Source organism: Pseudoxanthomonas sp. F37 (assembly GCF_022965755.1).
GTDB lineage: Bacteria > Pseudomonadota > Gammaproteobacteria > Xanthomonadales > Xanthomonadaceae > Pseudoxanthomonas_A.
This window is the reverse complement of record NZ_CP095187.1, coordinates 1,946,499-1,970,244: the sequence shown is the minus strand read 5'-3', so window position 1 is coordinate 1,970,244 and position 23,746 is coordinate 1,946,499. Positions and strand designations below refer to the sequence as shown.

The 23,746-nt window shown below is 70.5% G+C and carries 23 protein-coding genes and 1 pseudogene; 6 read left to right on the top strand and 18 right to left on the bottom strand.

Annotation, left to right across the window (positions count from 1 at the left end):
* Positions 1-77: 77 nt before the first annotated feature.
* The gene (locus MUU77_RS09150; RefSeq protein WP_245094042.1) at positions 78-1,079 is read right to left on the bottom strand and encodes a glucokinase; all 1,002 of its coding nucleotides are present in this window, start codon (positions 1,077-1,079) and stop codon (positions 78-80) included.
* A 158-nt stretch (positions 1,080-1,237) separates the two neighbouring features.
* Here MUU77_RS09150 and MUU77_RS09145 point away from each other — a divergent pair, with 158 nt between their 5' ends.
* From MUU77_RS09145 to MUU77_RS09120, 6 genes and pseudogenes are all read left to right on the top strand, one after another.
* Complete coding sequence (locus MUU77_RS09145) at positions 1,238-1,645, top strand: CopL family metal-binding regulatory protein (protein WP_245094029.1); 408 nt, start codon at positions 1,238-1,240, stop codon at positions 1,643-1,645.
* A gap of 101 nt (positions 1,646-1,746) precedes the next feature.
* Complete coding sequence (locus MUU77_RS09140) at positions 1,747-3,549, top strand: copper resistance system multicopper oxidase (protein ID WP_245094027.1); 1,803 nt, start codon at positions 1,747-1,749, stop codon at positions 3,547-3,549.
* A complete protein-coding gene (locus MUU77_RS09135) occupies positions 3,546-4,460 on the top strand; it encodes a copper resistance protein B (protein WP_245094024.1) in 915 nt (304 codons plus the stop codon). The genes MUU77_RS09140 and MUU77_RS09135 overlap by 4 nt, the downstream gene beginning before the upstream one ends.
* An 11-nt stretch (positions 4,461-4,471) precedes the next feature.
* Positions 4,472-4,999, top strand: coding sequence for a DUF411 domain-containing protein (locus MUU77_RS09130; protein WP_245094021.1), 528 nt, complete (start codon positions 4,472-4,474; stop codon positions 4,997-4,999).
* A gap of 90 nt (positions 5,000-5,089) precedes the next feature.
* Complete coding sequence (locus MUU77_RS09125) at positions 5,090-5,485, top strand: heavy metal-responsive transcriptional regulator (RefSeq protein WP_245094019.1); 396 nt, start codon at positions 5,090-5,092, stop codon at positions 5,483-5,485.
* 122 nt (positions 5,486-5,607) lie between these two features.
* Positions 5,608-7,868: pseudogene (locus MUU77_RS09120) on the top strand (heavy metal translocating P-type ATPase).
* A 48-nt stretch (positions 7,869-7,916) separates the two neighbouring features.
* Here MUU77_RS09120 and MUU77_RS09115 read toward each other — a convergent pair.
* From MUU77_RS09115 to MUU77_RS09035, 17 genes are all read right to left on the bottom strand, one after another.
* A complete protein-coding gene (locus MUU77_RS09115; RefSeq protein ID WP_245094017.1) occupies positions 7,917-8,357 on the bottom strand; it encodes an excinuclease ATPase subunit in 441 nt (146 codons plus the stop codon).
* Positions 8,358-8,468: 111 nt separating this feature from the next.
* Entirely contained in the window at positions 8,469-9,008 is a 540-nt protein-coding gene (locus tag MUU77_RS09110) for a hypothetical protein (RefSeq protein ID WP_245094015.1), read from the bottom strand.
* Entirely contained in the window at positions 9,005-9,460 is a 456-nt protein-coding gene (locus MUU77_RS09105; protein WP_245094013.1) for a hypothetical protein, read from the bottom strand. Before MUU77_RS09105 ends, MUU77_RS09110 begins: the two co-directional genes overlap by 4 nt.
* A 24-nt stretch (positions 9,461-9,484) precedes the next feature.
* Positions 9,485-10,726, bottom strand: a complete 1,242-nt coding sequence (locus MUU77_RS09100) for a beta-ketoacyl-ACP synthase (RefSeq protein ID WP_245094011.1) — start codon at positions 10,724-10,726, stop codon at positions 9,485-9,487.
* Positions 10,723-11,457, bottom strand: a complete 735-nt coding sequence (gene fabG / locus MUU77_RS09095; RefSeq protein WP_245094009.1) for a 3-oxoacyl-ACP reductase FabG — start codon at positions 11,455-11,457, stop codon at positions 10,723-10,725. The genes MUU77_RS09100 and fabG overlap by 4 nt, the downstream gene beginning before the upstream one ends.
* Positions 11,454-11,909 (bottom strand): hypothetical protein, encoded by a 456-nt coding sequence (locus MUU77_RS09090; RefSeq protein ID WP_245094007.1) that lies wholly within the window; start codon positions 11,907-11,909, stop codon positions 11,454-11,456. Before MUU77_RS09090 ends, fabG begins: the two co-directional genes overlap by 4 nt.
* Positions 11,909-13,099: a beta-ketoacyl-ACP synthase gene (locus MUU77_RS09085; protein WP_245094005.1), complete on the bottom strand. Its 1,191-nt coding sequence runs from the start codon at positions 13,097-13,099 to the stop codon at positions 11,909-11,911. Before MUU77_RS09085 ends, MUU77_RS09090 begins: the two co-directional genes overlap by 1 nt.
* Positions 13,096-13,644 (bottom strand): DUF3261 domain-containing protein, encoded by a 549-nt coding sequence (locus MUU77_RS09080; protein ID WP_245094003.1) that lies wholly within the window; start codon positions 13,642-13,644, stop codon positions 13,096-13,098. The genes MUU77_RS09085 and MUU77_RS09080 overlap by 4 nt, the downstream gene beginning before the upstream one ends.
* The gene (locus tag MUU77_RS09075) at positions 13,632-14,864 is read right to left on the bottom strand and encodes an NAD(P)/FAD-dependent oxidoreductase (RefSeq protein WP_245094001.1); all 1,233 of its coding nucleotides are present in this window, start codon (positions 14,862-14,864) and stop codon (positions 13,632-13,634) included. Before MUU77_RS09075 ends, MUU77_RS09080 begins: the two co-directional genes overlap by 13 nt.
* Positions 14,861-17,233 (bottom strand): hypothetical protein, encoded by a 2,373-nt coding sequence (locus tag MUU77_RS09070; protein ID WP_245093999.1) that lies wholly within the window; start codon positions 17,231-17,233, stop codon positions 14,861-14,863. The genes MUU77_RS09075 and MUU77_RS09070 overlap by 4 nt, the downstream gene beginning before the upstream one ends.
* On the bottom strand, positions 17,226-17,858 hold the full coding sequence (locus tag MUU77_RS09065; RefSeq protein WP_245093997.1) for an outer membrane lipoprotein carrier protein LolA: 633 nt from the start codon (positions 17,856-17,858) through the stop codon (positions 17,226-17,228). Before MUU77_RS09065 ends, MUU77_RS09070 begins: the two co-directional genes overlap by 8 nt.
* On the bottom strand, positions 17,855-18,286 hold the full coding sequence (locus MUU77_RS09060) for an acyl-CoA thioesterase (protein WP_245093995.1): 432 nt from the start codon (positions 18,284-18,286) through the stop codon (positions 17,855-17,857). Before MUU77_RS09060 ends, MUU77_RS09065 begins: the two co-directional genes overlap by 4 nt.
* Positions 18,276-19,817 carry an aromatic amino acid ammonia-lyase gene (locus MUU77_RS09055; protein ID WP_245093993.1) on the bottom strand — a complete coding sequence of 514 codons (1,542 nt, stop codon included), beginning with the start codon at positions 19,815-19,817 and terminating at the stop codon, positions 18,276-18,278. The genes MUU77_RS09060 and MUU77_RS09055 overlap by 11 nt, the downstream gene beginning before the upstream one ends.
* Positions 19,810-20,754: an acyltransferase gene (locus tag MUU77_RS09050; protein ID WP_245093980.1), complete on the bottom strand. Its 945-nt coding sequence runs from the start codon at positions 20,752-20,754 to the stop codon at positions 19,810-19,812. The genes MUU77_RS09055 and MUU77_RS09050 overlap by 8 nt, the downstream gene beginning before the upstream one ends.
* The gene (locus MUU77_RS09045; RefSeq protein WP_245093978.1) at positions 20,751-21,527 is read right to left on the bottom strand and encodes a glycosyltransferase family 2 protein; all 777 of its coding nucleotides are present in this window, start codon (positions 21,525-21,527) and stop codon (positions 20,751-20,753) included. The genes MUU77_RS09050 and MUU77_RS09045 overlap by 4 nt, the downstream gene beginning before the upstream one ends.
* On the bottom strand, positions 21,517-23,199 hold the full coding sequence (locus tag MUU77_RS09040; RefSeq protein ID WP_245093976.1) for an AMP-binding protein: 1,683 nt from the start codon (positions 23,197-23,199) through the stop codon (positions 21,517-21,519). Before MUU77_RS09040 ends, MUU77_RS09045 begins: the two co-directional genes overlap by 11 nt.
* Positions 23,192-23,722 (bottom strand): hypothetical protein, encoded by a 531-nt coding sequence (locus tag MUU77_RS09035; RefSeq protein WP_245093974.1) that lies wholly within the window; start codon positions 23,720-23,722, stop codon positions 23,192-23,194. Before MUU77_RS09035 ends, MUU77_RS09040 begins: the two co-directional genes overlap by 8 nt.
* Positions 23,723-23,746 lie beyond the last annotated feature (24 nt).

Here is a 23,746-nt window from a genome sequence, read left to right as displayed (position 1 = left end):
AGTGCGGGGCACCATGGAATGAGGGGCCGGCGGCGTCCACCTCCCGGCACGCCCCTCGCGCGCACGCGGCGGACAGCCTAGCCCGTGCGGTTCTGCCGGTACCAGGCCACCGCCCCCAGCAGCCCCAGTTGTCCGTGTTCCACCCGCCACACCGGCACGCGCTCCAACTGCTCGGTCATCACGCCCTTGTTGAGATAGCGCTGCAGGAAGTGCCCATCGTGCAGGAACTGTGGGATATGCGCGGTCACGCCGCCGGCCAGGTAGACCACGCGCGCGCCGAAGATGATGGCCAGATCGCCGACCACGCTGCCCAGCCAGCCGCAGAAGGTTTCCAGTGTTTCCCGGGCCAGCGCGTCCGATGCCGCCGCGGCCACCAGCGCACCGGCATCGGCATGCACGGGCGTGGCGCCGCGCAGTTCGCAAAGACAGCGGTACAGGTTCATCAGGCCCGGCCCGGACAGGACGTGTTCGTTGTGCAGGTACGGGCGATTCCTCAACAGCAGTCGCACGATGTCCAGTTCCAGCGCATTGCCGGCCGCCAGCGACGCCTGCCCGACTTCCGTCGGCAATACCCGCGGCGGCTGGCCCTCGATCCACACCGCGGCGCCCAGCCCGGTGCCCGGACCGATCACCAGCGCCGGCGATGAGGCGCCCGATACGACGGTCGGCGTCAGCGGCGACAGCGTATCGGGCGACAGCGTGGGCACGGCATTGGCCACGGCTTCGAAATCGTTGATCAGCTGCACCCACGCCAGCCCCGCGCCCGCGCGCGTCTGTTCCACCGACACCGGCCACGGCAGGTTGGAATTGATCAGCCGGTCGCCTTCCAGCACGCCGGCGATGGCCACCACCGCGCCCAGGCAGGGCGCACCGGCGGCGTAATCCCGCAGGATCGAGGCCAGGTCCGGGTGCTCGGCGCAGGCGTAGCGGCGGTAGTCGTGGATCGCGTTGCCGCCGTCGGCGTCGATCCAGCCCAGCCGCGCATAGGTACCGCCGACATCGGCCACGATGATGCGGGTGGACACCGGGGCATCCTGGGAGGAATCCGTGCGATCGCCTGTCGGCACCCTGCCCCTCATTGCCGTGCCTGCCATGCGAATACCACGCCGCCCAATGCCTGAAGTACGCGCCAAGGATAACGTGTCGTCGCCTGCTCCGGGCACCGCCCGGTGCGGGGCGCGGCGCGACTCACCCTGCGTAAACGCAGGCTCGCGTGCCATGGCGTATCATGCCGGGCATGTCCCGGTTCGTCCCCCTGCTCCGTGCCCTGCTCTGCCTGGTGCTGCTGCTCAACGGCACGGCGTATGCGCATGCCGCCACGCGCATGGCGATGGGCGGCATGGCGGCGATGGAACCGGCGAACGACGACGCGCCGCCGTGCCACGAGGGCACGGACATGGCCATGCAGATGGACGAAGCAGGCCCCCCGCCCGCCGGCCACCCCGACGGCGATGCGGGCCTGCCCGATTGCTGCAAGGCCGGCAGCTGCGACGGATTCTGCACCCAGCACGCACCCGCGCTGGCGTGGCCGGCGTCGTTGCCCGTGACCGGGTATCTGCAGGCGGAGGCACCGGCCTACCTCGCCGCGGCCCACGCCTCGGCGCGTCTTTCGCACCGGCACCGACCTCCCATCCTGGCGGCCTGAGGCCGCAGACCGGATGCGCATCCGCGCGCCGGTTCCATCACTCGACGGACGGCGCCCGCCGCGCGGGCGGCCGTGCGTCCTGACCGACAGGATGCGTTTGCATGAAACACGATGAACCCACCGCGGGACGCCTGGGCGCGTTCCGTCCCACACGCCGCCGGTTCGTCACCGGACTGGCCAGCGGCGGCGCCGCGCTCGGCCTGGGGCTGGCGCGCCTGCCCGCCACCGCCGGCACGCCTGCGCGCCGCGGCGGCGCCGCGCAGATGGCCGGCACCACGTTCGCCCTCAGCATCGGTGCGATGCCGGTCGACATCACCGGCCGCCGCCGGCCCGCGATCACCGTCAACGACAGCCTGCCCGCGCCCACCCTGCGCTGGCGCGAAGGCGACACGGTCACCGTGCGCGTCAGCAACCGCCTGCGCGACATGACCTCCATCCATTGGCACGGCATCCTGCTGCCGTCGAACATGGATGGCGTGCCAGGCCTGAGCTTCAACGGCATCGGCCCGGGCGAAACCTTCCAGTACCGGTTCCAGCTGAAGCAGTCGGGCACCTACTGGTACCACAGCCATTCGCTGTTCCAGGAACAGGCCGGCCTGTACGGCGCCCTGATCGTGGACCCGCGCGACCCGCCGCCGTACCACCATGACCGCGAGCACGTGGTGCTGCTGTCGGACTGGACCGACCTGGATCCGGCGGCACTGTACCGGCGCATGAAGAAAATGCCGGAGCACGACAACTACTACCAGCGCACGCTGGTGGATTTCGTGCGCGACGCGCGCCGCGACGGGCTGAAGGAGACCCTCGAGGACCGCGGCATGTGGGGGCGCATGCGGATGACGCCCACCGACATCTCCGACATCAATGCCCACACCTACACCTACCTGGTGAACGGCGCCTCGCCGGACGGCAACTGGACGGGGTTGTTCAAGCCCGGCGAGAAGGTGTTGCTGCGCTTCATCAACGGCAGCGCGATGACCTACTTCGACGTGCGCATCCCGGGACTGAAGATGACCGTCGTGGCCGCCGACGGCCAGTACATCCACCCGGTCAGCGTGGACGAGTTCCGCATCGCGGTGGCCGAAACCTTCGACGTGATCGTCGAACCCGCGGGCCAGGAAGCCTTCACGATCTTCGCGCAGGACATGGGCCGCACCGGCTATGCCTGCGGCACCCTGGCCGTGCGCGACGGACTGCAGGCGCCGGTCCCGCCGCGCGATCCGCGCCCGCTGCTGACCATGGCCGACATGGGCCACGACATGGGCGGCCATGGCGCGCACAAGGGCATGGAAGGCGGCTGCGGCGCCATGATGGGCGAAGGAGGCTGCGGCGCGAACATGGGCGCCATGGACCACAGCGCGCACGGCGCGACATCCGGCGCACCGGACCATCCCGCCAGCGAGACCGGCAACCCGCTGGTGGACATGCAGTCGTCGGCCAGCGAACCCAAACTCGACGACCCCGGCATCGGCCTGCGCGACAACGGTCGCCAGGTGCTGACCTACGGCGCCATGCGCAGCCTGTTCGACGATCCGGACGGACGCGAACCGGGGCGCAGCGTGGAACTGCACCTGACCGGTCACATGGAGAAGTTCGCCTGGTCCTTCGACGGCATCCCGTTCGCCAGCGCGGAACCGCTGAAGCTGAAGTACGGCGAGCGCATGCGCATCGTGCTGGTCAACGACACCATGATGCAGCACCCCATCCACCTGCATGGCGTGTGGAGCGACCTGGAGGACGCGGACGGCGGCTTCCATCTGCGCAAGCACACCATCGACATGCCGCCGGGCACGCGCCGCAGCTACCGCGTGCGCGCCGACGCGCTGGGGCGCTGGGCCTTCCACTGCCACCTGCTGTACCACATGGAAGCCGGCATGATGCGGGAAGTGAGGATCGAGGCATGAACCTCTTCTCTCCCGCCCCGCTCCGCCTCGCCGCGGTCCTCGCCGCCATGCTCGCTGCCGCTGCGTCCGCCAACGCCCAGCATCACGACCATTCGGCGCATGCGACGCAGGCGCAGGACGCGCCGAAGCAGGAAGACCCTGCGCATCACGACCACGCCGCCATGTCCAAGGCGGCGCCCACGGCAACACCCACTGCGCCGCGCGAACCCGTCCCGGCCGTCACGGCGGACGACCTGGCGGCGGCCTTCCCCGTCATCGACCACCATGCGATGCAGCACGCCCCCGCGTTCAACAGCAAGGTGACCTTCAACCGGCTCGAAGCCTGGGACGCCGACGAAGGGACCGGCCAGGCCTGGGAAGGCGTGGCGTGGTTCGGCACGGACAACGACCGCCTGTGGCTGCGCAGCGAGGGCGAGCGCGTCGGCGGCCATACCGAAAGCGCCGACCTGGAAGTGCTGTACGGCCGCAGCGTGTCGCCCTGGTGGGACGTGGTGGCCGGCGTGAAGCACGACTTCAAGCCTGGCCACGCACGCGACTGGGCCGCGTTCGGCGTGCAGGGCATGGCGCCCTACCGCTTCGAGGTGTCGGCGACCGCCTACATCGGCGAAGGGGGACAGGTCGCCGCCAACGTCGAGGCCGAGTACACGCTGCGCATCACCAACCGCCTGATCCTGCAGCCGCTGGTCGAAGTGGACCTGGCCGCGAAAGACGACCCGGAGTACGGCACCGCCCGCGGATTCACCGGCATCGAGACCGGCCTGCGCCTGCGCTACGAGGTGACGCGCCGTTTCGCCCCGTACCTGGGCGTGGTGCATGAGCGCGCACTCGGCGATACCGCCGACCTGCGCCGCGCCGAGGGCGAACCCGCGCGCGACACCCGCGTCGTCGCGGGCGTCCGCATCTGGTTCTGAAGGAGGACGCCATGGAAACCGTCATTCCCCTGCCCCGCCTGCTCCTGCCGTTGCTCGTCATCGCCCTGGCCGCCTGCTCGCAGGCGGTGCCGGCGCCCGTGGAAAGCGCACAGGCAGCGATGGCCGGGCCTGCGCCAGACGCGCAGGCCGACACCGCCGCGGCGCGGATCACCGTCCATCGCGATGCCTACTGCGGCTGCTGCCACCTGTGGGTCGAACACCTGCGCGCCGCAGGTTTCGATGTGGAAGACCGCGTGGAGGACGCCATGAGCCCGGTCAAGGACCGGCTGGGCATCGCACCCCAGCATGCGTCCTGCCACACCGCCGAAGTGGACGGCTACGTGATCGAAGGCCATGTGCCGGCCGACGACATCCGCCGCCTGCTGCGCGAGAAGCCGCCCATCCGCGGCCTGGTCCTTCCCGGCATGCCGATGGGTTCCCCCGGGATGGAGGTGGAAGGCGTCGATGCGCCTGCCTACACCGTGCTTGCATTGAACCGCGATGGCAGCACCACGCCCTACGCGGAGCATTCGCCGTGATCCGGAAAGGGCGGCACGGATGCCGCCCGACCCCTTGACTCTGGAGCGTACTCCAGGGTGCAGACTGCAGGTACTTCGAGGAGTCCCCGCATGAACATCGGACAATTGTCCCGCCGCACCGGTGTCCCCATCGACACCGTGCGCTATTACGAAAAGCAGCGTCTGCTGCCCCCGCCCACCCGCAGCGCCAGCGGCTACCGGCATTACCAGGCCGATGACGTGCTGCGGCTGAACTTCATCCGGCGCGCCAAGGTGCTGGGTTTCACCCTGGACGAGATCCGCGACCTGCTGGCGCTGAGCAGCGCACGCGATGGCGACATGGCCGCCATCCGCGCCGCCGCGGCCGACAAGCTGGCCGACGTGGAGCGGCGCCTGGCCGAACTGACCCGCATGCGCGACGGCCTGCGCACGCTGGTCGAGGCCTGTCCCGGCCACGGCGCGCTGGACCAGTGCCCCATCGTCGGCGCACTGGGAGGCGAGGCATGAACCACACCCCCCACTCCCCCGCCGACCGGCCTGCGCCGCCCGCCGCGACGCACGCGTGCTGCGGCGGGCACCGCGACGCGCCCAAGGCCGAGGACGGCCGCGTCCTCGATCCGGTCTGCGGCATGCGGGTCGATCCCGCCACCACCCCGCATCACGCCGGACATGCGGGCCAGACCTATCACTTCTGTTCGGCCGGCTGCCGCACCAAGTTCGTCGCCGACCCGGCGCGCTACCTGCAGCCTTCCCCGCAGGCCGCCGCTCCGCCGGCGCCGCCCGGCACGCAGTACACCTGCCCGATGCACCCGGAGATCGTTCAGGACGGCCCGGGCACGTGTCCGCTGTGCGGCATGGCGCTGGAGCCGATGCTGCCTTCGCTGGAGGAAGAAGAGAATCCGGAGCTGACCGACTTCCGTCGGCGCTTCTGGTGGACGCTGCCCTTCAGCGCGGTCACGCTGCTGCTGGCCATGGGCGGCATGTACCTGGATGTCGTTCCGCCTGCCGTGCGCACCTGGCTGGAGTTCGCCTTCAGCACGCCGGTCGTATTGTGGGCCGCCTGGCCGTTCTTCCAGCGCTGGGCGCAGTCCATCCGCCACCGCAGCCCCAACATGTGGACGCTGATCGGCACTGGCGTGGGCGCGGCCTACGGTTACAGCGTGGTGGCCGTACTGGCGCCGCAGCTGTTCCCCCCTCGTTCCGCGAACACGGCCATGTCGGGGTGTACTTCGAAGCGGCCGCGGTGATCGTCTCGCTGACCCTGCTGGGGCAGTTGCTGGAACTCAAGGCGCGCTCGCAGACCTCCGCCGCCATCCGCGCCCTGCTGGGCCTGGCACCGAAGACGGCGCGGCGCCTGCGCGAGGATGGCGAGGAAGAGGATGTGGAACTGTCGCACGTGCATGTGGGCGACCGGTTGCGCGTGCGGCCCGGCGAGAAGGTGCCGGTCGATGGCGTGGTGGTGGAAGGCCGCAGCCACGTGGACGAGTCCATGCTGACCGGCGAACCCATGCCGGTCCCGCGCGCGCCCGGCGACCCTGTCATCGGGGCCACGCTCAACGGAGCGGGCAGCCTGGTGATCCGGGCCGAGAAGCTGGGCAGCGACAGCGTGCTGGCGCAGATCGTGCAGCTGGTGGCACAGGCGCAGCGCACGCGCGCGCCCATGCAGCGGCTGGCGGACCGGGTGTCGTTCTGGTTCGTGCTGGCCGTGCTGGGCGCGGCACTGGCGACCCTGCTGGGCTGGGGCCTGTTCGGGCCGGAACCCTCATGGACCCATGCCGTGCTCAATGCCGTGTCCGTGCTGATCATCGCCTGCCCCTGCGCACTGGGGCTGGCCACGCCGATGTCGGTGATGGTGGCCAGTGGTCGCGCCGCGCAGGCCGGCGTGCTGTTCCGCGACGCGGAGGCGATCGAGACCCTGCGCAAGGTGGACACGCTGATCGTCGACAAGACCGGCACCCTGACCGAAGGCCGGCCGGTCTTCAGCGGGGTGCAGGCCCTGGCGCCGTTCGATGAGGACGCGGTGCTGCGCCTGGCCGCCAGCCTGGATGCGGGCAGCGAACATCCACTCGCGCAGGCCGTCGTGCAGGAAGCGCGCCGTCGCGGGCTGACGCTCTCGCCCGCGCAGGATTTCGAATCCGGCAGCGGGATCGGCGTGCGCGGCCGTGTCGACGGCCACCGGCTGGCGTTCGGCAATGCCGTGCTGATGCAGGAGGAACGGGTCCCGGTGCAGGCGCTGGAGGCGCATGCCGGCCGCGCCCGCGAGGAAGGCGGCAGCGTGATGTTCCTTGCGGTCGATGGCGCGCCCGCCGGCAGCATCACCGTGGCCGATCCGGTGAAGGCCAGCACGCCGGAGGCGCTGCGCGCGCTGCGGGCGGGCGGGCTGCGCATCGTGATGGCCACCGGCGACAGCCAGCGGACCGCGCATGCGGTCGCCGCGCGCCTTGGCATCGACGAGGTCCACGGCGACGTGCGCCCGGCCGACAAGGCGGCCCTGGTGGCGCGCCTGAAGCAGGCCGGGCATCGGGTGGCCATGGCCGGCGACGGCATCAACGATGCCCCGGCCCTGGCCGCGGCCGATGTCGGCATCGCCATGGGCACCGGCACCGACGTGGCCATGTCCAGCGCGCAGGTGACGCTGGTGAAGGGCGACCTGCGCGGCATCGCGCGGGCCAAGGCGCTGTCCGAGGCCACCGTGCGCAACATGCGGCAGAACCTGGTGTTCGCCTTCGTCTACAACGCGCTGGGCGTGCCGGTGGCGGCGGGCCTGCTGGGCCTGTTCGGCGGCCCGCTGCTGTCGCCCATGCTGGCGGCGCTGGCCATGAGCCTGAGCTCCGCCTCGGTGGTCGGCAACGCGCTGCGCCTGCGGCATGCGGCGATCACCGGCGGCTGAAACGCATGCGGCCGCCCGAGGGCGGCCGCACGTCGATGCGCGGGGCGCTTACTTCACCTTGGCGTAGGTCGCCTTGAAGGCCACACCGCTCATGATGCCGCCTGCGTGGCACTCGTAGTTGGTCGCGCTGCGGAACTCGTTCTTCTTGAAGTAGCTGACGATGTCGATGACCGCATTGGCGCCGCGGTCCTTCGCACCTTCCTGCAGCGCCTTCAGCGCCGACAGCGCCACCCAGCGGCAGGACTCGGCGTCGGACTTGCCCACGCCATTGGTCTTCTTGTTGGTCACGTCCTCGCCGAAGCGGGACACCACCGCAGGCGTCTTCTGGCCGGCCAGGTAGAAGCGCACGCTGCCGTCGAGGCCTGCGGCCTTGGCTTCGGGCGAATCCAGCAGTTCCTGCAAGGGCAGTTCCAGGCGCGTGTCGGCGGCGAAGGCGGTCGGGGCGGCCAGCATCAGGCAGGTCAAACCGGTGGTCAGAAGTCGTTTCAAGGTCTAGCTCCTTGGGAAATGGCGGTCGGGCCGCAGTGGGAAAAAGATTACCAGGCGGGAAGTGGGCGGCGTGCAGGGACTCGGGACTGCCCATGTGGCCTGCCTGCCGGGTCACTGGATGGGCGGCACATCCTCTTCGGGGCCGATTTCGATCCTGTTCGGCTGGTCGGCGAACTGCACCCTGAAGTCGCCGCGGCGCAGCCATGCCGCGGTGTCGGCCGCCAGCGCATCGCTGATCTTGCGCAACGACGAGCAGCCACCGCGGAACAGCGTCATTGTCTGACGGTATGGCTGGTACTGGCCTATCAGCTTGCCGTCCTGGAACAGGTCGGCGCGGATCATCGCCCACTTGGGACCGGAGAAGCCGCCACCGTCGGCGCTGCGCATGTTCATGATGCGGATGCGCAGGGTACAGCCGGGCAGGCTATCCAGATCCTGATCGGTCAGTTCCACCCGTCCCTGCGAATACTGGACCAGATGCGCAGGCAGGTCCGCGGTCCAGTCGCAATCCTTCATGAACTCGGGATAGCCCGCATACCCCTCGCGCAACGCTATCGTCGGGCTGGTGCGGATGACGTCGTCGGCAAGCGCCGGCAGTGCCAGCACGCCCAGCCACGCCGCCAGCGACAAGCCGAGCACATGCCGGCTCACGGCGTGACCGCCGGCGTGGCCTCGGCGGCATCGGGCTGGTGGAACACCGGGGAGTTGTGGATGTCGTTGGCCAGGTTGCGGATCCAGCGGTTGTAGTTGCCGTGGATCTCGGGCGTGCCCCGCTTGATCTCGTAGTTCATCTCCCTGCTGGAGACGTACTCGATCTTGAAGCCGTTGGCGTCGTAACGCACGGCCACCACCACCTCATGCGTGCGCGGCGCGTAACGCAGCGTGACCCGGCCGGGTTCGCTGTCCGCGACCGTCCAGCCACGGGACTTGCCGGCATGGATGATGGCCGCCTTGATGCGCGCCGCACTCGGCGCAATGCCGTTGGTGGACTCCACCCGCTCGTATGCCGGCACCACCATCGGATCCTGCTTGCCCGCCATCGCCGGCAGGCCGGCGGCTGACAACATGAGCGCCAACAGCAACGAAACAGAACGCTTCTTCATCTATCCCCCTGTGAATGTGGAACGTCAGTCTTTCCAGCGTTTCAAGATGATCGACGTATTGATGCCGCCGAAGGCGAAATTGTTGTTCATCACGTAGTCGGTCTGCAGTTCGCGACCTTCGCCGGTGATGTAGTCCAGGTCGGCGCAGCGCGGATCGCGCTCCTCCAGGTTCAGCGTGGGGGCGAACCAGCCCTCGCGCATCATCTCCAGGGTGATCCAGGATTCGTAGGCGCCGCAGGCGCCCAGCGTGTGGCCGACGTAGCTCTTCAGCGAACTGATCGGCATGCGATGGCCGAACACCGAGGCGGTGGCCGTGGTCTCGGCGATGTCGCCGTGGTCGGTCGCCGTGCCGTGCGCGTTGACGTAGCCGATCGCATCGGGCGGCAGACCCGCGTCTTCCAGTGCCAGCCGCATCGCCTGCGCCATCGTGTCGGCGCTGGGCTGGGTGACGTGCTGGCCGTCGCTGTTGGTGCCGTAGCCGACGATCTCGCCCAGGATGGTCGCACCGCGCGCAAGCGCATGCTCCAGGTCTTCCAGCACCAGCGTGCAGGCGCCCTCGCCCAGCACCAGGCCATCGCGGTTGGCGTCGAACGGGCGCGGCGTGCTGTCCGGTTCGTGGTTGCGCACGCTGGTGGCGAACAGGGTGTCGAACACGGCCGCGGCCGTGGCATCCAGCTGCTCGGCGCCGCCGGCGATCATGGCCACCTGCTTGCCGCTGCGGATCGCCTCGAAGGCCGAGCCCACGCCCTGGCTGCCCGAGGTGCAGGCGCTGGACGTGGTGTAGACGCGCCCGGTCAGGCCGAAGAACACACCGATGTTCACCGGCGCGGTATGGCTCATCATCTTCAGGTAGGTGGTGGCGTTGATGCCTTCGGTGGTGTGCTCGTTGAGCATGCGGCCGAAGTCGCCGATGGCCTCATGGCTGCCCGCCGAGGAGCCGTAGGACACGCCCACCCGCCCGCTCTTCAGCACCGGGTGCCCCAGCAGGCCGGCCTGTTGCAGCGCCAGCTCGGTGGCGCGCACGGCCATGATGGCCACCCGGCCCATGCTGCGCGTGGTCTTGCGGTTGTAGTGCGCAGGCAGTTCGAACGGCTCGGCCGGTGCCGCCAGGCGTGTATTCAGGCCTTCGTAACGGTCCCAGTCCGGCATGTGCCGTACGGCGTTGCGGCACTCGCGCAGGCGCAGGTGCACGCTGGCCCAGTCGTGCCCCAGCGGGCTGATCGCGCCCGCGCCGGTGACCACCACGCGCCTTTCGATGCGGCTCATCCGACCAGCCCCCCGTTGACCGAGATCACCTGGCGGGTGACGTACGAGGCCTGCGGCGACATCAGGAACGCCACCACGGCGGCGACTTCCTCCGGCCTGCCCACGCGCTTCATCGGTATCATCTTCAGGGCCTCGTCCACCACCTCGCCGCTGACCATCTCGGTGTCGATCAGGCCGGGCGCGACGCAGTTGACCGTGATGCCGCGGCTGGCCAGTTCCAGCGCCAGCGCCTTGCTGGCGCCGATGATGCCCGCCTTGGCCGCGCTGTAGTTGACCTGCCCGCGGTTGCCCACCAGGCCGGACACCGACGACAGCGTGACGATGCGGCCCGGCTTGCGCCGGCGCACCATCGGCATGATCAACGGATTGAGGACGTTGTAGAACCCGTCCAGGTTGGTGTGCAGCACGGCGTCCCAGTCCTCCCCGCTCATGGCCGGAAACGCGGTGTCGCGCGCGATGCCCGCATTGCAGACCACGCCGTGGTAGGCGCCGTGTTCGGCCACGTCGGCCTCCAGCGCCTGCGCGGCGGCGGCACGGTCGGCCACGTCGAAGGCCAGTACCCGGGCGTCGCGCCCGAGCGCGCGCGCCTGCGCGGCGACGGCTTCGGCCTCGTCCACGCGGCTGCGGCAATGCACGACCAGATCGAAGCCATCCTGCGCCAGCGCCAGCGCGATGGCGCGCCCGATGCCCCGGCTCCCCCCGGTAACCAGGACCGTTGTCTCTCCCCTCATTGCGGCGTGCTCTCCAGATAAGCCATGGCGTCCGGCGGTTCGAACACCGAAACGTTGGCGGTTGCCAGTTCGTCGCCGTCTCCCAGGATGCGGCAACGGAACATTCCCAGCCCATTGTCGCCCAGCAGCTCGCGCGTCGCCTCCACCCGCAGCAATGCGCCCGCGACGAACCACGACACCCGGCTCTCGTAGCGGCGCGTGCCCAGCAGGAAACCGATCGACGGCTCGCGACCCGCGCTGCGCGCGCGGCACCCGGCCCACGCGGCGATCGCCTGGGCCATGTATTCCACGCCCACCCAGGCCGGAACGCCTTCGGCATGGCTGAACGGCCCGTCGTGCGGCACGCGCAGTTCGACCGCCACGCTGTCCCCGTCCCAAGCCACCAGCCGGTCGACCAGGCGCATGGTGCCGCGGTGCGGCACCACCCGTTCGATGTCGTACAGATCGTGCATCACCCCTCCCCGAACACCAGCACGGCGTTGCTGCCGCCGAACGCGAACGACTGGCTGAGCACATGGCGCAGCGGCCGTGCGGCGGTGGCGCCGGGCGGCACGAAGGCCAGCGCCGGCAACGCCGGGTCCGGCTCGCCATCCCACCAGTGCGGCGGCAGCCGGTGGCGGGGATTGTCGACCATCGCCAGCCAGCACAGGCCGGCCTCGACCGCGCCGGCCGCGCCCAGCGTATGGCCCGTCAACGGTTTGGTGGAACTCACCGGCACGTGGGTACCCAGCGCCGTGCTGACCGCGCGGCTTTCCATCGCATCGTTCTGCGGCGTGGCGGTGCCGTGCAGGTTCACGTAGTCGATGTCGGCCGGCGTCAGGCCTGCGCGCGCCAGCGCGTGGCCGATCGCGGCGATGGCGCCATGGCCTTCCGGTTCCGGCGCGGATACGTGGTGGGCATCGGAGGTTTCGCCCCAGCCCGCCAGCCGCACCGGTCCCGGTTCGCGCGTCATCAGGAACAGCGCGGCGCCCTCGCCGATGTTGATGCCGCGGCGGTGCGCCGAGAACGGATTGCAGCGCTCGCCGGCCACCGATTCCAGCGCCATGAAGCCGCGCACGGTGAACTGGCACAGCGAATCCGCGCCGCCGGTGATGACCGCATCCACCGTCCCGGTGCGCAGCAGCCGGGCCGCCGACGCCATCGCCTTGGCGCTGGACGAGCAGGCGGTGGAAATCGTCCAGGCGGGGCCGCGCGCGCCGGATTCGGCGGCGAGGAATCGCGAGGGCGCGCCGATCTCCTGCTGCACGTAGTGGAAGCCTTCCGGCCAGCGGCCCTGCCGGCGCCACTGCGACATCGCCTGTTCCGCTTCGCCGATCCCCGAGGTGCTGGTGCCCACCACCACCGCCACCCGCGACGGACCGTGGCGTTCGATGGCCTGCCGGACCTGCCCCTGGATCTGCAGGTAGGCCGCGCGCAGCAGCGCGTTGTTGCGTCCCTGCAAGGGCACGAGGTGGTGATCCAGCGAGGGCAACGGACCGGACACGCTGCCCAACGCCAGACGGTGACCCGGCACCAGCGTCTTGTTCATCGCCACGCCCGCGGGGGCCTGGTCGCGGAACAACGCTTCGCGCACGGCCGCGGCGTCGTGGCCCAGCGCACACACCAGGCCAAGATCGTTCAGGAAGATGGCATCGCCTTTCACGGACTGGGCGCTCCACCGGCCACCGATTCGATGGTCAGATCATAGCCATCGGCGTGGTTGCGCACGCGCAACGTCGTCGCGCCCGTGCGTTCGCGCACCAGCCATGCACGACCGTCCCGCCGCAGCTCGCGCACCTCGCCTGCCTCGTGCAGTTCCCACCCGGCAGGCAATGCCGCGCGCACGGCGTCGGCGGGCCACAGGCTGAACTGCACATCGTCGAGCACGCGCTCGCTGCGCACGGCCTCGGGCAGCCAGGCGGCACGCTGCTCCACCAGCTGGCTGCCGTCCCATTGCAGGCGCACGCCGGTGCGCCCCATGGCCTGCACCGCCAGGCGCACCTGGGCCGCGTCGACCTCGAGCAGCGCATCCAGTTCGCGCACCTGCGTACCGAAGCGGAACACCAGCCGCTGTTGCGTGGCCAGTTCATGGCCCAGCGAGGCCGGCGCCAGCCGCAACGCCGGCAGTTCGACCGCGGGCGCGACCGGGCGTGTTGCGCAGGCGGCCAGCAGGCAGCTGGCCAACAGCAGGGCGATCAGCCGGTGCACAGCTGCTCCAGCACCTGCAGGCGACGCTGGGTATCGGCGACGTAGGGATTCTTCCTGTCCCATGCGTAACCGGCGAGGATCGAACAGATCATGCGGCGGATGTCCGGCTGCGGATCGGGATGGAAGATGATCCGCTGGAAGCCGCCGGCGTACCACGATTCCACGAAGCGACGGAACGTCTGCACGCCACCGCGCAATGGCGCGGCGAAGTCGGCTTCCCAGTCCACCGTCTCGCCGGCGTAGCGGCGGCGCAGGCATTCGCTGGCCAGCTGCGCCGACTTGAACGCGATGGTGACGCCCGAGGAGAACACGGGGTCGAGGAACTCGCCCGCATTGCCGAGCAGCGCATAGCCCGGCCCCCACAGCGAGGACACGTTGGCCGAATACCCGGTGATCTGCCGCACCGGCAGCACGGCCCATTCCGCGTTCTTCAACAGGCGCGTGAGGTTGGGATCTTCGCCGACGATGGCCTGCAGGCGCTCCAGCTCGGTGCCCAGGTAGCGGTCGAGGAATGCCGTTTCCGCCACCACGCCCAGCGAGCAGCAGCCATTGGAGAACGGGATGGTCCAGTACCACACGTCCACATGCTCGGGATGCGTGGTGATCAGGATCTTGTTGCGGTCGAAGCCGGCATCGTGCGGGATGTGGTCGCGCACGTGGGTGAAGATGGCGCCGCGCACCGGGAAGTCGGAAGGCGACTCCAGCTTCAGCAGGCGCGGCAGCAGGCGCCCGAAGCCGCTGGCGTCCAGCATGAAATCCGCTTCGATGGCGTACTCCTCGCCTTCCGGCGAACGCACGGTCACCCGCGGCGTCTGGCCCGGCTCGGCGGCCAGCACTTCATGGCGGTAACGCACTTCCGCGCCCATGCGCTCGGCGCCCTTGGCCAGCACATGGTCGAAATCGGCGCGCTGCACCTGGTAGGTGGTACCCCAGCCCGGCGAGAACTTGTCGCGGAAATCGAATTCGGTGGTGCGTTGGCCGCGCACGAACGCGGCGCCGTTCTTGTACTGGAAGCCGGCTTCCACCACGTCCTGCAGCAGGCCGGCCGCCTGGATGTACTCCATGCTCTGCGGCAGCAGGCTCTCGCCGATGGAGAAGCGCGGAAACTGCTCGCGCTCGACGATCAGGACCTTGCGGCCCTGCTGGCGCAGCATCGCCGCGGCCACGGAACCGGCCGGGCCGGCGCCGATGATCAGGATGTCGGTGCGTTCCGTTTTCATTCGCAGATGTGTCCATGCAGGGAAGGATCGTCCGGCGCCGGCCGGAACAGGGGCGACAGCAGCCAGACCAGGCCGATGCCGAACAGCAGGGTCAGGCCGAAGGCGCGCAGCGCGGGCGTCGCCGACAGGCCCAGCAGGCCGAACGAGAGCCAGGTGCTCGCGGCACCCACGCACACCGCCAGCCACGCGCTGGCATCGCCGCGGTGCTCGACCAGGAAGATGCCGTAGTCGATGCCCATGCCCAGCAGCAGCATCAGCGCCAGCACGTTGAACAGCTGCAACGGCTGGCCCAGCCAGCCCAGCAGCGCGACGGTCAGCAGGCCGGCCAGCAGGGTCGGCGTGAGGACGCGCCAGGCTTGCGTGCGATAGCGGATGGCCAGCACGACGAACACGACCGCCACGCCGGCCAGCAGCAACCAGGACATCATGTGGCGGTAGTGCGCCAGCAGGCGTGAGATGTCGGCGGTGCGGTCCACCCAGCGCACGCCGTCCAGCCCGTGGGCCTGGGCGGCGAAGAGCGCCAGCGCGTCGGGCCGCGACAGATCGTTGACCATCACCACCGAGGCCACGCCCTGCCCTACCTGGCCCAGCCACAGATGACGCACGGGCAGCGACGCCGGCGACGCCAGGAAGGCCTCCATGTCCAGCGCCGAAGCAGCGAATTCGCCCCGCGCCAGCGGCTCGCCGGTGGCGCTCGACAGGCGCGCCAGCACCTGCGCTTCCACCCGCGAGGTCAGTGCGGCGTCTTCGCCCTGCCGGCGCTGCGATGGCAGCCAGTCGCTCAGGGCGCGATGGCCGCCGACGGACCCGTCGGCCTCGAGTGCGCGCAACCGCGCGACCAGCCGTTCCTCGCGCTGCAGGACCTGTTCGGCATCGCGGCCCTGCACCAGGAAGAACTGTGCCGGACTGGGCATGCCCAACAGGCGGCCCACCTCGCGTTGCTGGGCGATCAACTCAGCGGGCGACGATTGCAGGCTGCGCAGGTCGTCGTTCCCCTGCACGCGCATCAGTCCCGGGACGGCGACCAGCAGCACCACGACGGCAAGCGCAATGCCGCCGCGGCGCGTCGCCAGCCGTGGCCAGCGCGCCAGCGTGCCGCCCAGCCAGCGCGAGAAGCCCGTCGTGCGCACCTGTCCGCCATCGAGCCAAGGGAACAGGAAGATCACCGTCAGGAAGGCCGCCGACAGGCCCACCACCGAGAACAGCGCCATCTGGCGCAGCCCGGGGAATGGCGCCAGCCCCAGCGCCAGGTAGGCGAGTGCGCTGGTCAGCAGCGCCAGCCACAGGCCCGGCAACAGCTGCCGCAGCAGCGACCACCGGCGCGCCGCCGCCACGCCCTGGCGCGAGGCGAACCAGTGGATGCCGTAGTCCTCCGCCACGCCGACCAGGCTGGCCCCGAAGATCAGCGTCAGCAGGTGGATCTTGCCGAACACCAGCACGGTGGCGGTCAGGGCGACCGCGCAGCCGACCAGCAGCGAAAGCGCGACCAGCAACAGCGGGCGGAACGAGCGGAACGCCAGCCACACCAGCAGCAGCACGGCGGCCAGCGAGCCCCAGCCGATGGTGTTCACCTCGCCACTGGCCTGGACCGCGGCGGACTCGGCATGCAGGGGCACGCCGGCCTTCAGGACGCGCAGTCCCGGCGCGGCGGCGGTGGCCTGGGCGGAAGCGGCATCCAGCACGTCCTGCAGCCGGCGTTCGCCATCCAGCTTGAACGCGGAGTCGCGCAGGGCGAAGCGCAGCACCGCCCAATGGCGCCCGTCGGCCTGCAGCAGGCCGTCGGCATCCAGCGCCATGCCCGCGGCGGCGGCCTGGGCCTGCCACCAGTGCGGCCACAGGCCGAGGGGATCGTCGCGCCACCCGGTCAGCCGCGGCGCGCCCATGGGGCCGTACAGCGCGGCGAGCGCCGATTCGGCCAGCGCATCGGTGGGGGTCTGCTCCAGTTGGCGGCGCTGCGCTTCCGTCAGCAGGCGGTCGCGATACGGCGCCAACGCGTCGCGCGCCTGGGCGAACCAGTCTTCGGTCGAGCGCTCGGCCACCAGCAGGCCCGCGCCCTCGCCGGCCGACGCCTGCACCGCGGCCTGGAACGCGCTGCGGGCGCGCAAGGCCGCTTGCGCGTCGGCGGCGCCCAGCATCACCACCACATCGCGGGCACTGTTGCCGGCGATCCGCTGGGTGGCGTCGGCGACCGCGGGATCGCCGGCATCCGTCGGCAACAGCGCCAGGATGTCGCTGTCGATGCGTGGCGCCTGCCAGAAGCGCACGTGATGCCAGGCCACGGCCACGAGCACCAGCAGCCACGCCAACGCCAGCCAGCGCCAGCCGCGCAGCCTGCCCTCCGTCGCCGGTGATGCGTGCGGCTCAGTCAAACCGGGCGGCCTCATCGCGCGTCAACGTGGCCGGCGCCTCGCTCATGGCCTTGAAATGCAGGCGGGTGACGTCGCCATTGGCTTCGCGCAACTCCACTTCGCGCACGTAGCGGTCGCCCGCCAGGCGCACCGACGTGAATGCCTGCGCCAGCTGGCGCGAGCGGGGCGACAGCGTCATCCGCCAGCCCTTGCCGTCGGCGGCCTCTTCCTTCACCTCGAAGGCGGCGGTGAGCGCCTTCGTATCGCCGCTCATCAGCGCGAACATCATGGCATTGACGTTGCGCAGGCCCGGCTGCTGGCGCCCGTCCACCTCCACGCGGCGACTGCCGTCGCGTTGGCGGCTCAGGATGCGGTCCTGGGTGATGACGGTCTCGGAAGGGAACGGCACCAGCGTGGTCCACAGCACGCCCTTGTCGCGTGCCAGCAGGAAGCGCCCGCTGGAGCGCAGCGGATTCCTGAAGCCGGCCACCTGCTTCTCCTGGCTGAATTCGCCGCGCAGCAGCGGCACCTGCGCCACCTGCGCGCGCACCCGGGCCAGCGGCTCCGCCGCCGCGGCCGGTGCAGGCGGAACGGCCCATGCGACGGCCAGCGCGAGGGTGATCAGCAGGTCACGGATGGACTTCATGGCGCAGGGACTCCCAAACGCTCCCAGAGCACGGGCGGACACAGGTACAGCATCTCGCCTGAAGCGGCGTCGACCGCCACCTGGATCGTGTGCGCGCGCGTCAGCACCTGGCCGCTGGCGGCGTCGCGGATCGCGTAGTCCATCCTCAAGCGGTTCTCCCATTCGCTGATACGCGCCGCCACGATCACGGGCTGCGCGTACCGCAGCGGCCGGATGTACTTCACCCGCGTATCGACGATCGGCCACATGTAACCGGACGCATGCATCTGCGGGTAGTCGTAGTCCAAGCGCTGCAGCAGCGCGCAGCGGGCGATCTCCAGGTACTTGAAGTAGTGCCCGTGCCAGACCACCTGCATGGCGTCGCAGTCGTGGAAGGCCGGGCTCAAGGCGACCTCGATGGCCAGGCCGTCGCGCTGCTCAGCCTGCATACACGGGCCAGCGTTCGTCTCGGATGTCGGCCAGCAGCCGGCGCAGGTCGCCGTCCAGCGCACGATCCTCCTCGACCAGGGCGATGCGCGCCTGCAGGTCGGCGTACATGGCCGCCGGACCCTCGCCCAGGGTGGACGGCAGGCCCACGCGCTGGCGCAGGGCCAAGGCCTGGCGCGCGGCGATCAGCATGCCGGCGACCACCTGTTCGGTCAGCTCGATCACCCGCAGGCAGTCGCGCGCGGCGATGGTGCCCATGCTGACCTTGTCCTGGTTGTGGCATTCGGTGGAACGCGAGAACACCGACGCCGGCATGGTCAGCTTCAGCGCCTCCGCCGTCCACGCCGACACGCTGATCTGCAGCGCCTTCAGGCCATGGTTGATGGCCGCGCGCGGCCCGGTGGCGCCGGACAGGTTGGCGGGAAGGCCATGGTTGTAGCGGGCATCGACGATCAGCGCCAGCTGGCGGTCCAGCAGGTCGGCCACGTTGGCCACCGTGTTCTTCAGCGAATCCATCGCGAAGGCGATGTGGCCGCCGTAGAAGTGGCCGCCATGCAGGATCTGTTCGCGCTCCGGGTCGATCAGCGGATTGTCGTTGGCGCTGTTGAGTTCGGTCTCGATCAACTGGCGCAGGAACGGCAGCGCGTCCTCCAGCACGCCGATCACATGCGGGGCGCAGCGCAGCGAGTACCGGTCCTGCAGGCGCTGCTCGTTGCGCGGCGGGCGGTCGCTGTGCAGGTCCTCGCGCAGGCGCTGGGCCACGCGCGACTGGCCGGGATGCGGCTTGGCGGCGAACAGCACCGCATCAAAATGATGGGCATTGCCGTTGCTGGCCAGCACGTTGAACGCCGTCAGCCGGGTGGCCAGGCGCGACAGGTACTCCGCACGGTGGAACGCCAGACAGGCCAGCGCGGTCATCACCGCGGTGCCATTCATGATGGCCAGGCCCTCCTTGGGGCGCAGCGTCAGCGGCGCCATGCCGATCTCGGACAGCGCCTCGCACGCGGGGCGCCGTCGGCCGCCGTGCAGGACCTCGCGTTCGCCGCACAGCACGGCCGCCACGTACGACAGCGGGGTCAGGTCGCCGCTGGCGCCGACCGAGCCTTCGGCCGGAATCAGCGGCAGCACGTCGTGGCGCAGCAGGGTTTCCAGCCCTTCCAGCAGCGGCAGGCTGACGCCGGACATGCCGCGCACCAGCGACGCCAGGCGCGCGGCGAGCACGGCGCGGGTCTCGGCCTCGTCCAGGAAGCGTCCCAGGCCGCAGCCGTGGTACGTGTACAGGTGGTGCGGCAGTTCCGCCACCAGCGCCGGCGGGATGTTGACCGTGCACGAATCGCCGTAGCCGGTGGTCACGCCATAGATGACGCCCTCCTCCTCCAGCAACCGGCCGAGGAAGTCCGCGCCGCGCGCGATGCGTGCGCGGAAACCGGGATCCACCGACAGCACGGCGGGCACCTGCCGGCGCGACAGCGCCACCACGTCCTCGATGCGCAGCGGTGCGTCGCCGAAGACCGGCGCTGGGGATTCACTCATTGCGGGCGTCATGCGTTACCTGATCCCAGAAAGGGTAGAAGTTGAACCAGTCGTAAGGCGACAGTCGGACCTGCCGTTCCAGCCACGCCGCGAACTGCGCAGCGTAGCCGGCCAGGGCGGCGTCGCGCGAGCCGCGCGGCAGTTCGATGCGTTCGGCGAAGGCGTCCATGCGCACGCTGTAGCCATCGCCCTCGTGCATGCAGGCCATGGTGAACACCGGGCATTTCAGTGCGGCGCCCAGGACATAGGCCCCGATGGGAAACGGCGCCGGGTGGCCCAGGAACGGCGCGGTCACCGTGCGGCCGCCGCGCAGCGGCACGCGGTCGCCGGCGATGGCGACGAACTCGCCACGGGCCACGCGCTCGGCCAGCCTCACCGCATCGGCCGGCCCCAGGTCGGTGACCTGCAGCAGTTCGACGCGGGTGGTCGCGTCCAGGCGGCGCATCATGCGGTTGAAGCGCTCGGCATGCGCCGTATGCACCAGCGCGGTCAGGCGCAACCCGGGCACCTGCTCGGCCATCACCTGGCACAGCTCCAGGCAGCCCAGGTGTCCGGTGACGATCAATCCGCCCTGCCCCGACCTGACCCGGGCCAGCACGCCCTCGCGGTGCATGCGCACGCGGCCGACCGGGTAGCGGTGGCCCAGCGCCAGGATCTTGTCCAGCAGCGTCTCGGCGAACATGGCGAAGTGGTGCAGGCTGTGCCGCATGCCGGGCGCTTGCGCCGGCACCCCCATGTGCGCATGGGCGCGCCGTAGGTACTGCAGCGACGCGCGGCGCGCGGTGCCGTTGAGCAGCCAGTGGACCAGGACCACCGGATACACGCAGAGACGGAAGGGCCAGCGCCCCAGCCAGCGATGCACCGCGCACAGCAGCAGGATGCCGCCGACCGAGGTGGATTCGCCGATCTCGGCCCAGTGCTGGCCGCGACCGCTCACGACGCCACCGCCGCACGCCGTACCAGCAGTCGCGGCAGACGGCGCAGCATGCCGAAGAACAGGCGCGCATGCATGCGGCTGATGCGGGCGTTGTCGCGCCAGACGTCGAAGTGGGAAACCCCGTCCAGCGGGTACGTCACGCGCGTGGGCAGGTTGCGGACCACGACGCCGCGCCAGAACAGCCGCACCAGCACCTCCACGTCGAAATCCATGCGCAGGCCGATGGTCTCTTCGTCCATGAGCCGCAGCACCGGCGGCAGCGGGTACACCCGGAAGCCGCACATCGAATCGCGGATCGCGAACGACAGGGTGTTGATCCATACCCAGACATGGGTGAGATAGCGGCCGTACAGCCTGCCCTTGGGCACGCTGGCGTCGTAGAGCGGAACGCCGCAGACGATATCGCCAGGATGCGCGCGGGCCAGCGCGAGGAACTTCGGGATGTCGGCCGGGTCGTGCTGTCCGTCCGCATCGATCTGCAGCACATGCGAGTAGCCCTCGCCGCCCGCCTGCCGGAACCCGGCCAGCACCGCGCCGCCCTTGCCCCGGTTCGCCGGCAATCGCAGCAGCCGCACGCGCGGTGCATGCAGGGCCGCCAGCCGGTCCAGTTCGCGCGCGCAGGGCGCGCCCGAACCATCGTCCACCAGCAGGCATGGCACGTCGGCGGCCAGCACGCCCTCCACCATCGTGGCGATGGCGTGCTCGTGATCGAACACGGGGATCACCACCAGCGGATTGAAACCGGGCGGGGCCGGCGCCTGTTCACTGGCCATCGTCGAACACCACCCGCCCGCTGGCGTGCGGACCATGCACGGACGCATAGCGGAACAGCAGCGTGCAGCGCTCGGCCTGCCATTCCAGCTCCAGATGGATCGTGTCGCCCGGACGCGCCACGCGCTGGAATTTCAGCGCCTCCATGCGCAGGAAGCGCGAAGGGATGACGAACGCCTCGCGCGCAAGCTGCACCGCCCAGTCCAGCTGCGCCACGCCGGGCAGGATCGCGGCCTGGGGGAAGTGCCCGTCGAACACGGCCAGCGACGCGTCCAGCGGCAGTTCGATCCGCGCCTGGGTCGGCGTGCGCAGCGTCCAGGCCGCCGGCGGGCGCTCGGGGCGGAACAGGGCGGTCAGCGCCGCTTCGGTCACCTTGCCCTGCGCGTTCACCGGCAACGCGGACACGAAGCGCCACCGGCGCGGACGCGTCACCGCATCCTGGCTGGTGGCCAGATGCCGTGACAATGCCTGCGACAGGGCGCGGCGCGCGGCTGCGTCGTCGGGTACGGGCAGGCCGCCGCCCATCGCGACCACGGCCGCCAACGTACTGCGGCTGCCGCCCAGCAACAGCACCCGCGCGTCCCCGACCGCGGGGTGCGCCCGGATCTGCCGTTCCAGCGCATCCAGCGACACGCGTCGCTCCTCCACCTTCACGATGCGATCGGCGCGACCCAGCAGACGGAACCCACCGCAGCCGTCCGCTTCCGCGCGGTCCTGGCTGCGCCACCACCCGGCCTCGGCGAGGTGCGGCGAATGGACTTCAAGCAGGCCTTCGCGCACGCGCCAGTCCACGCCAGGCAGCGGCACCCACGCCGGCTGTTCTTCCTGCCAGCGCCGCCAGGCGATGCCGCCGGTCTCGCTGCTGCCCAGGATCTCCGTCGGCGCCACGCCAAGCAGGCCCAACGCGTCATGCGCCGCTTCCGCGGGCAACGCGCCCCCTGAAGAAAACACCGCGCGCAGCCGGCCATGCAGCGCCGCCCAGTCCAGTTGCGCCGGCAGGCGCTTGAGATGGGCCGGACTGGCCACCAGCACCGTGTCCCGCCCCTCCATCGCCGCCAACAGGTCTTCCGGGAAGAAGGCGCGCGGGACGATCGCGCGGCCCGCACACAGGGGCCACAGCACGCGGAACAGCAGGCCGTAGATATGCTGGTGGGAGACGGTGCCGTGGACGGTCGCACCCGCCAGCCCGGCGCCGAACGCCGATTCGAGCGCGTGCACCTCGGCATCGAGCTGCCGCAGCCGCTTCTCGATCGCGACCGGTTCGCCCGTGCTGCCCGAAGTGAAAACGACCAGCCGCACCGATTCGGCATGGAGCGGTTGCAGCGGGTCCGCGGACGCGACATCGGCGGGCGCGCGCAGCGTGGCCTGCGGCCACTGGCCCGCGAATCCGTCCACCCGTCCGTGCAGGCGCGCCTGCGTCCCGGCCAGCGCATCGCCGGGCAACACCACGGTCTTGCCGGCATGCCAAGCGCCATACAGCGCCGCGGCGAAGCATGCCGCGTCCTCGAAGTGGAGCGCCCACGCGCGCGCCGGCGACGCGGCGAATGCGGTACGCCACCGCAGCACCTGGTGATGGAAGTGCGCATGGTCGCGCGAATCCTGGCCCGCCGCCGTGAACGCACGACCCGGCGCAGGCTGCACCGCCACCACGGCCAGACCGCGCCACTCAGCCATGCCGGTGCCCCGCCCTGACGCGCTGCCGCACCACCCACTCCACGCTGAACAGCAGGCCGATCAGCCCGTAGGCGATCAGGCCGTTGTACAGGGCCCATGCGCGGTCGGACATCCACAGCGCCGTCACCAGCGCCAGCGCGCCGTTCAGCACGAAGAAGCCGCACCACACCTGGGTGACCCGGCGCGTGTACGCCACGCCGGAGGGCGGCAGGTCGGGTTCGCTCAGCCGGGCGATGCGCTCCACCGCCGTCGGAGGGAACGCCAGGCTGGCCGCGAACACGACCAGCAGCACCGCATTGATCAGCGCCGGATACAGCTTCAACGGCAGCGCCTGGTTGAACACCGTCGCAAGCGCCGCCAGCACCGCCGCACCGGCGGCCGCGACCAGCCACACCGCCTGGCGGGTCGCCAGGGCGCGCAGCAACGCCAGCGCCAGCAGCAGCACCGCCAGCCAGCGCGGCTCGAACCGTCCCATGGCCCAGTACACCACCAGCGGGTACGCCACCGACAACGCCACGAACATGGCCGCGCCTATCCTGGACACGGG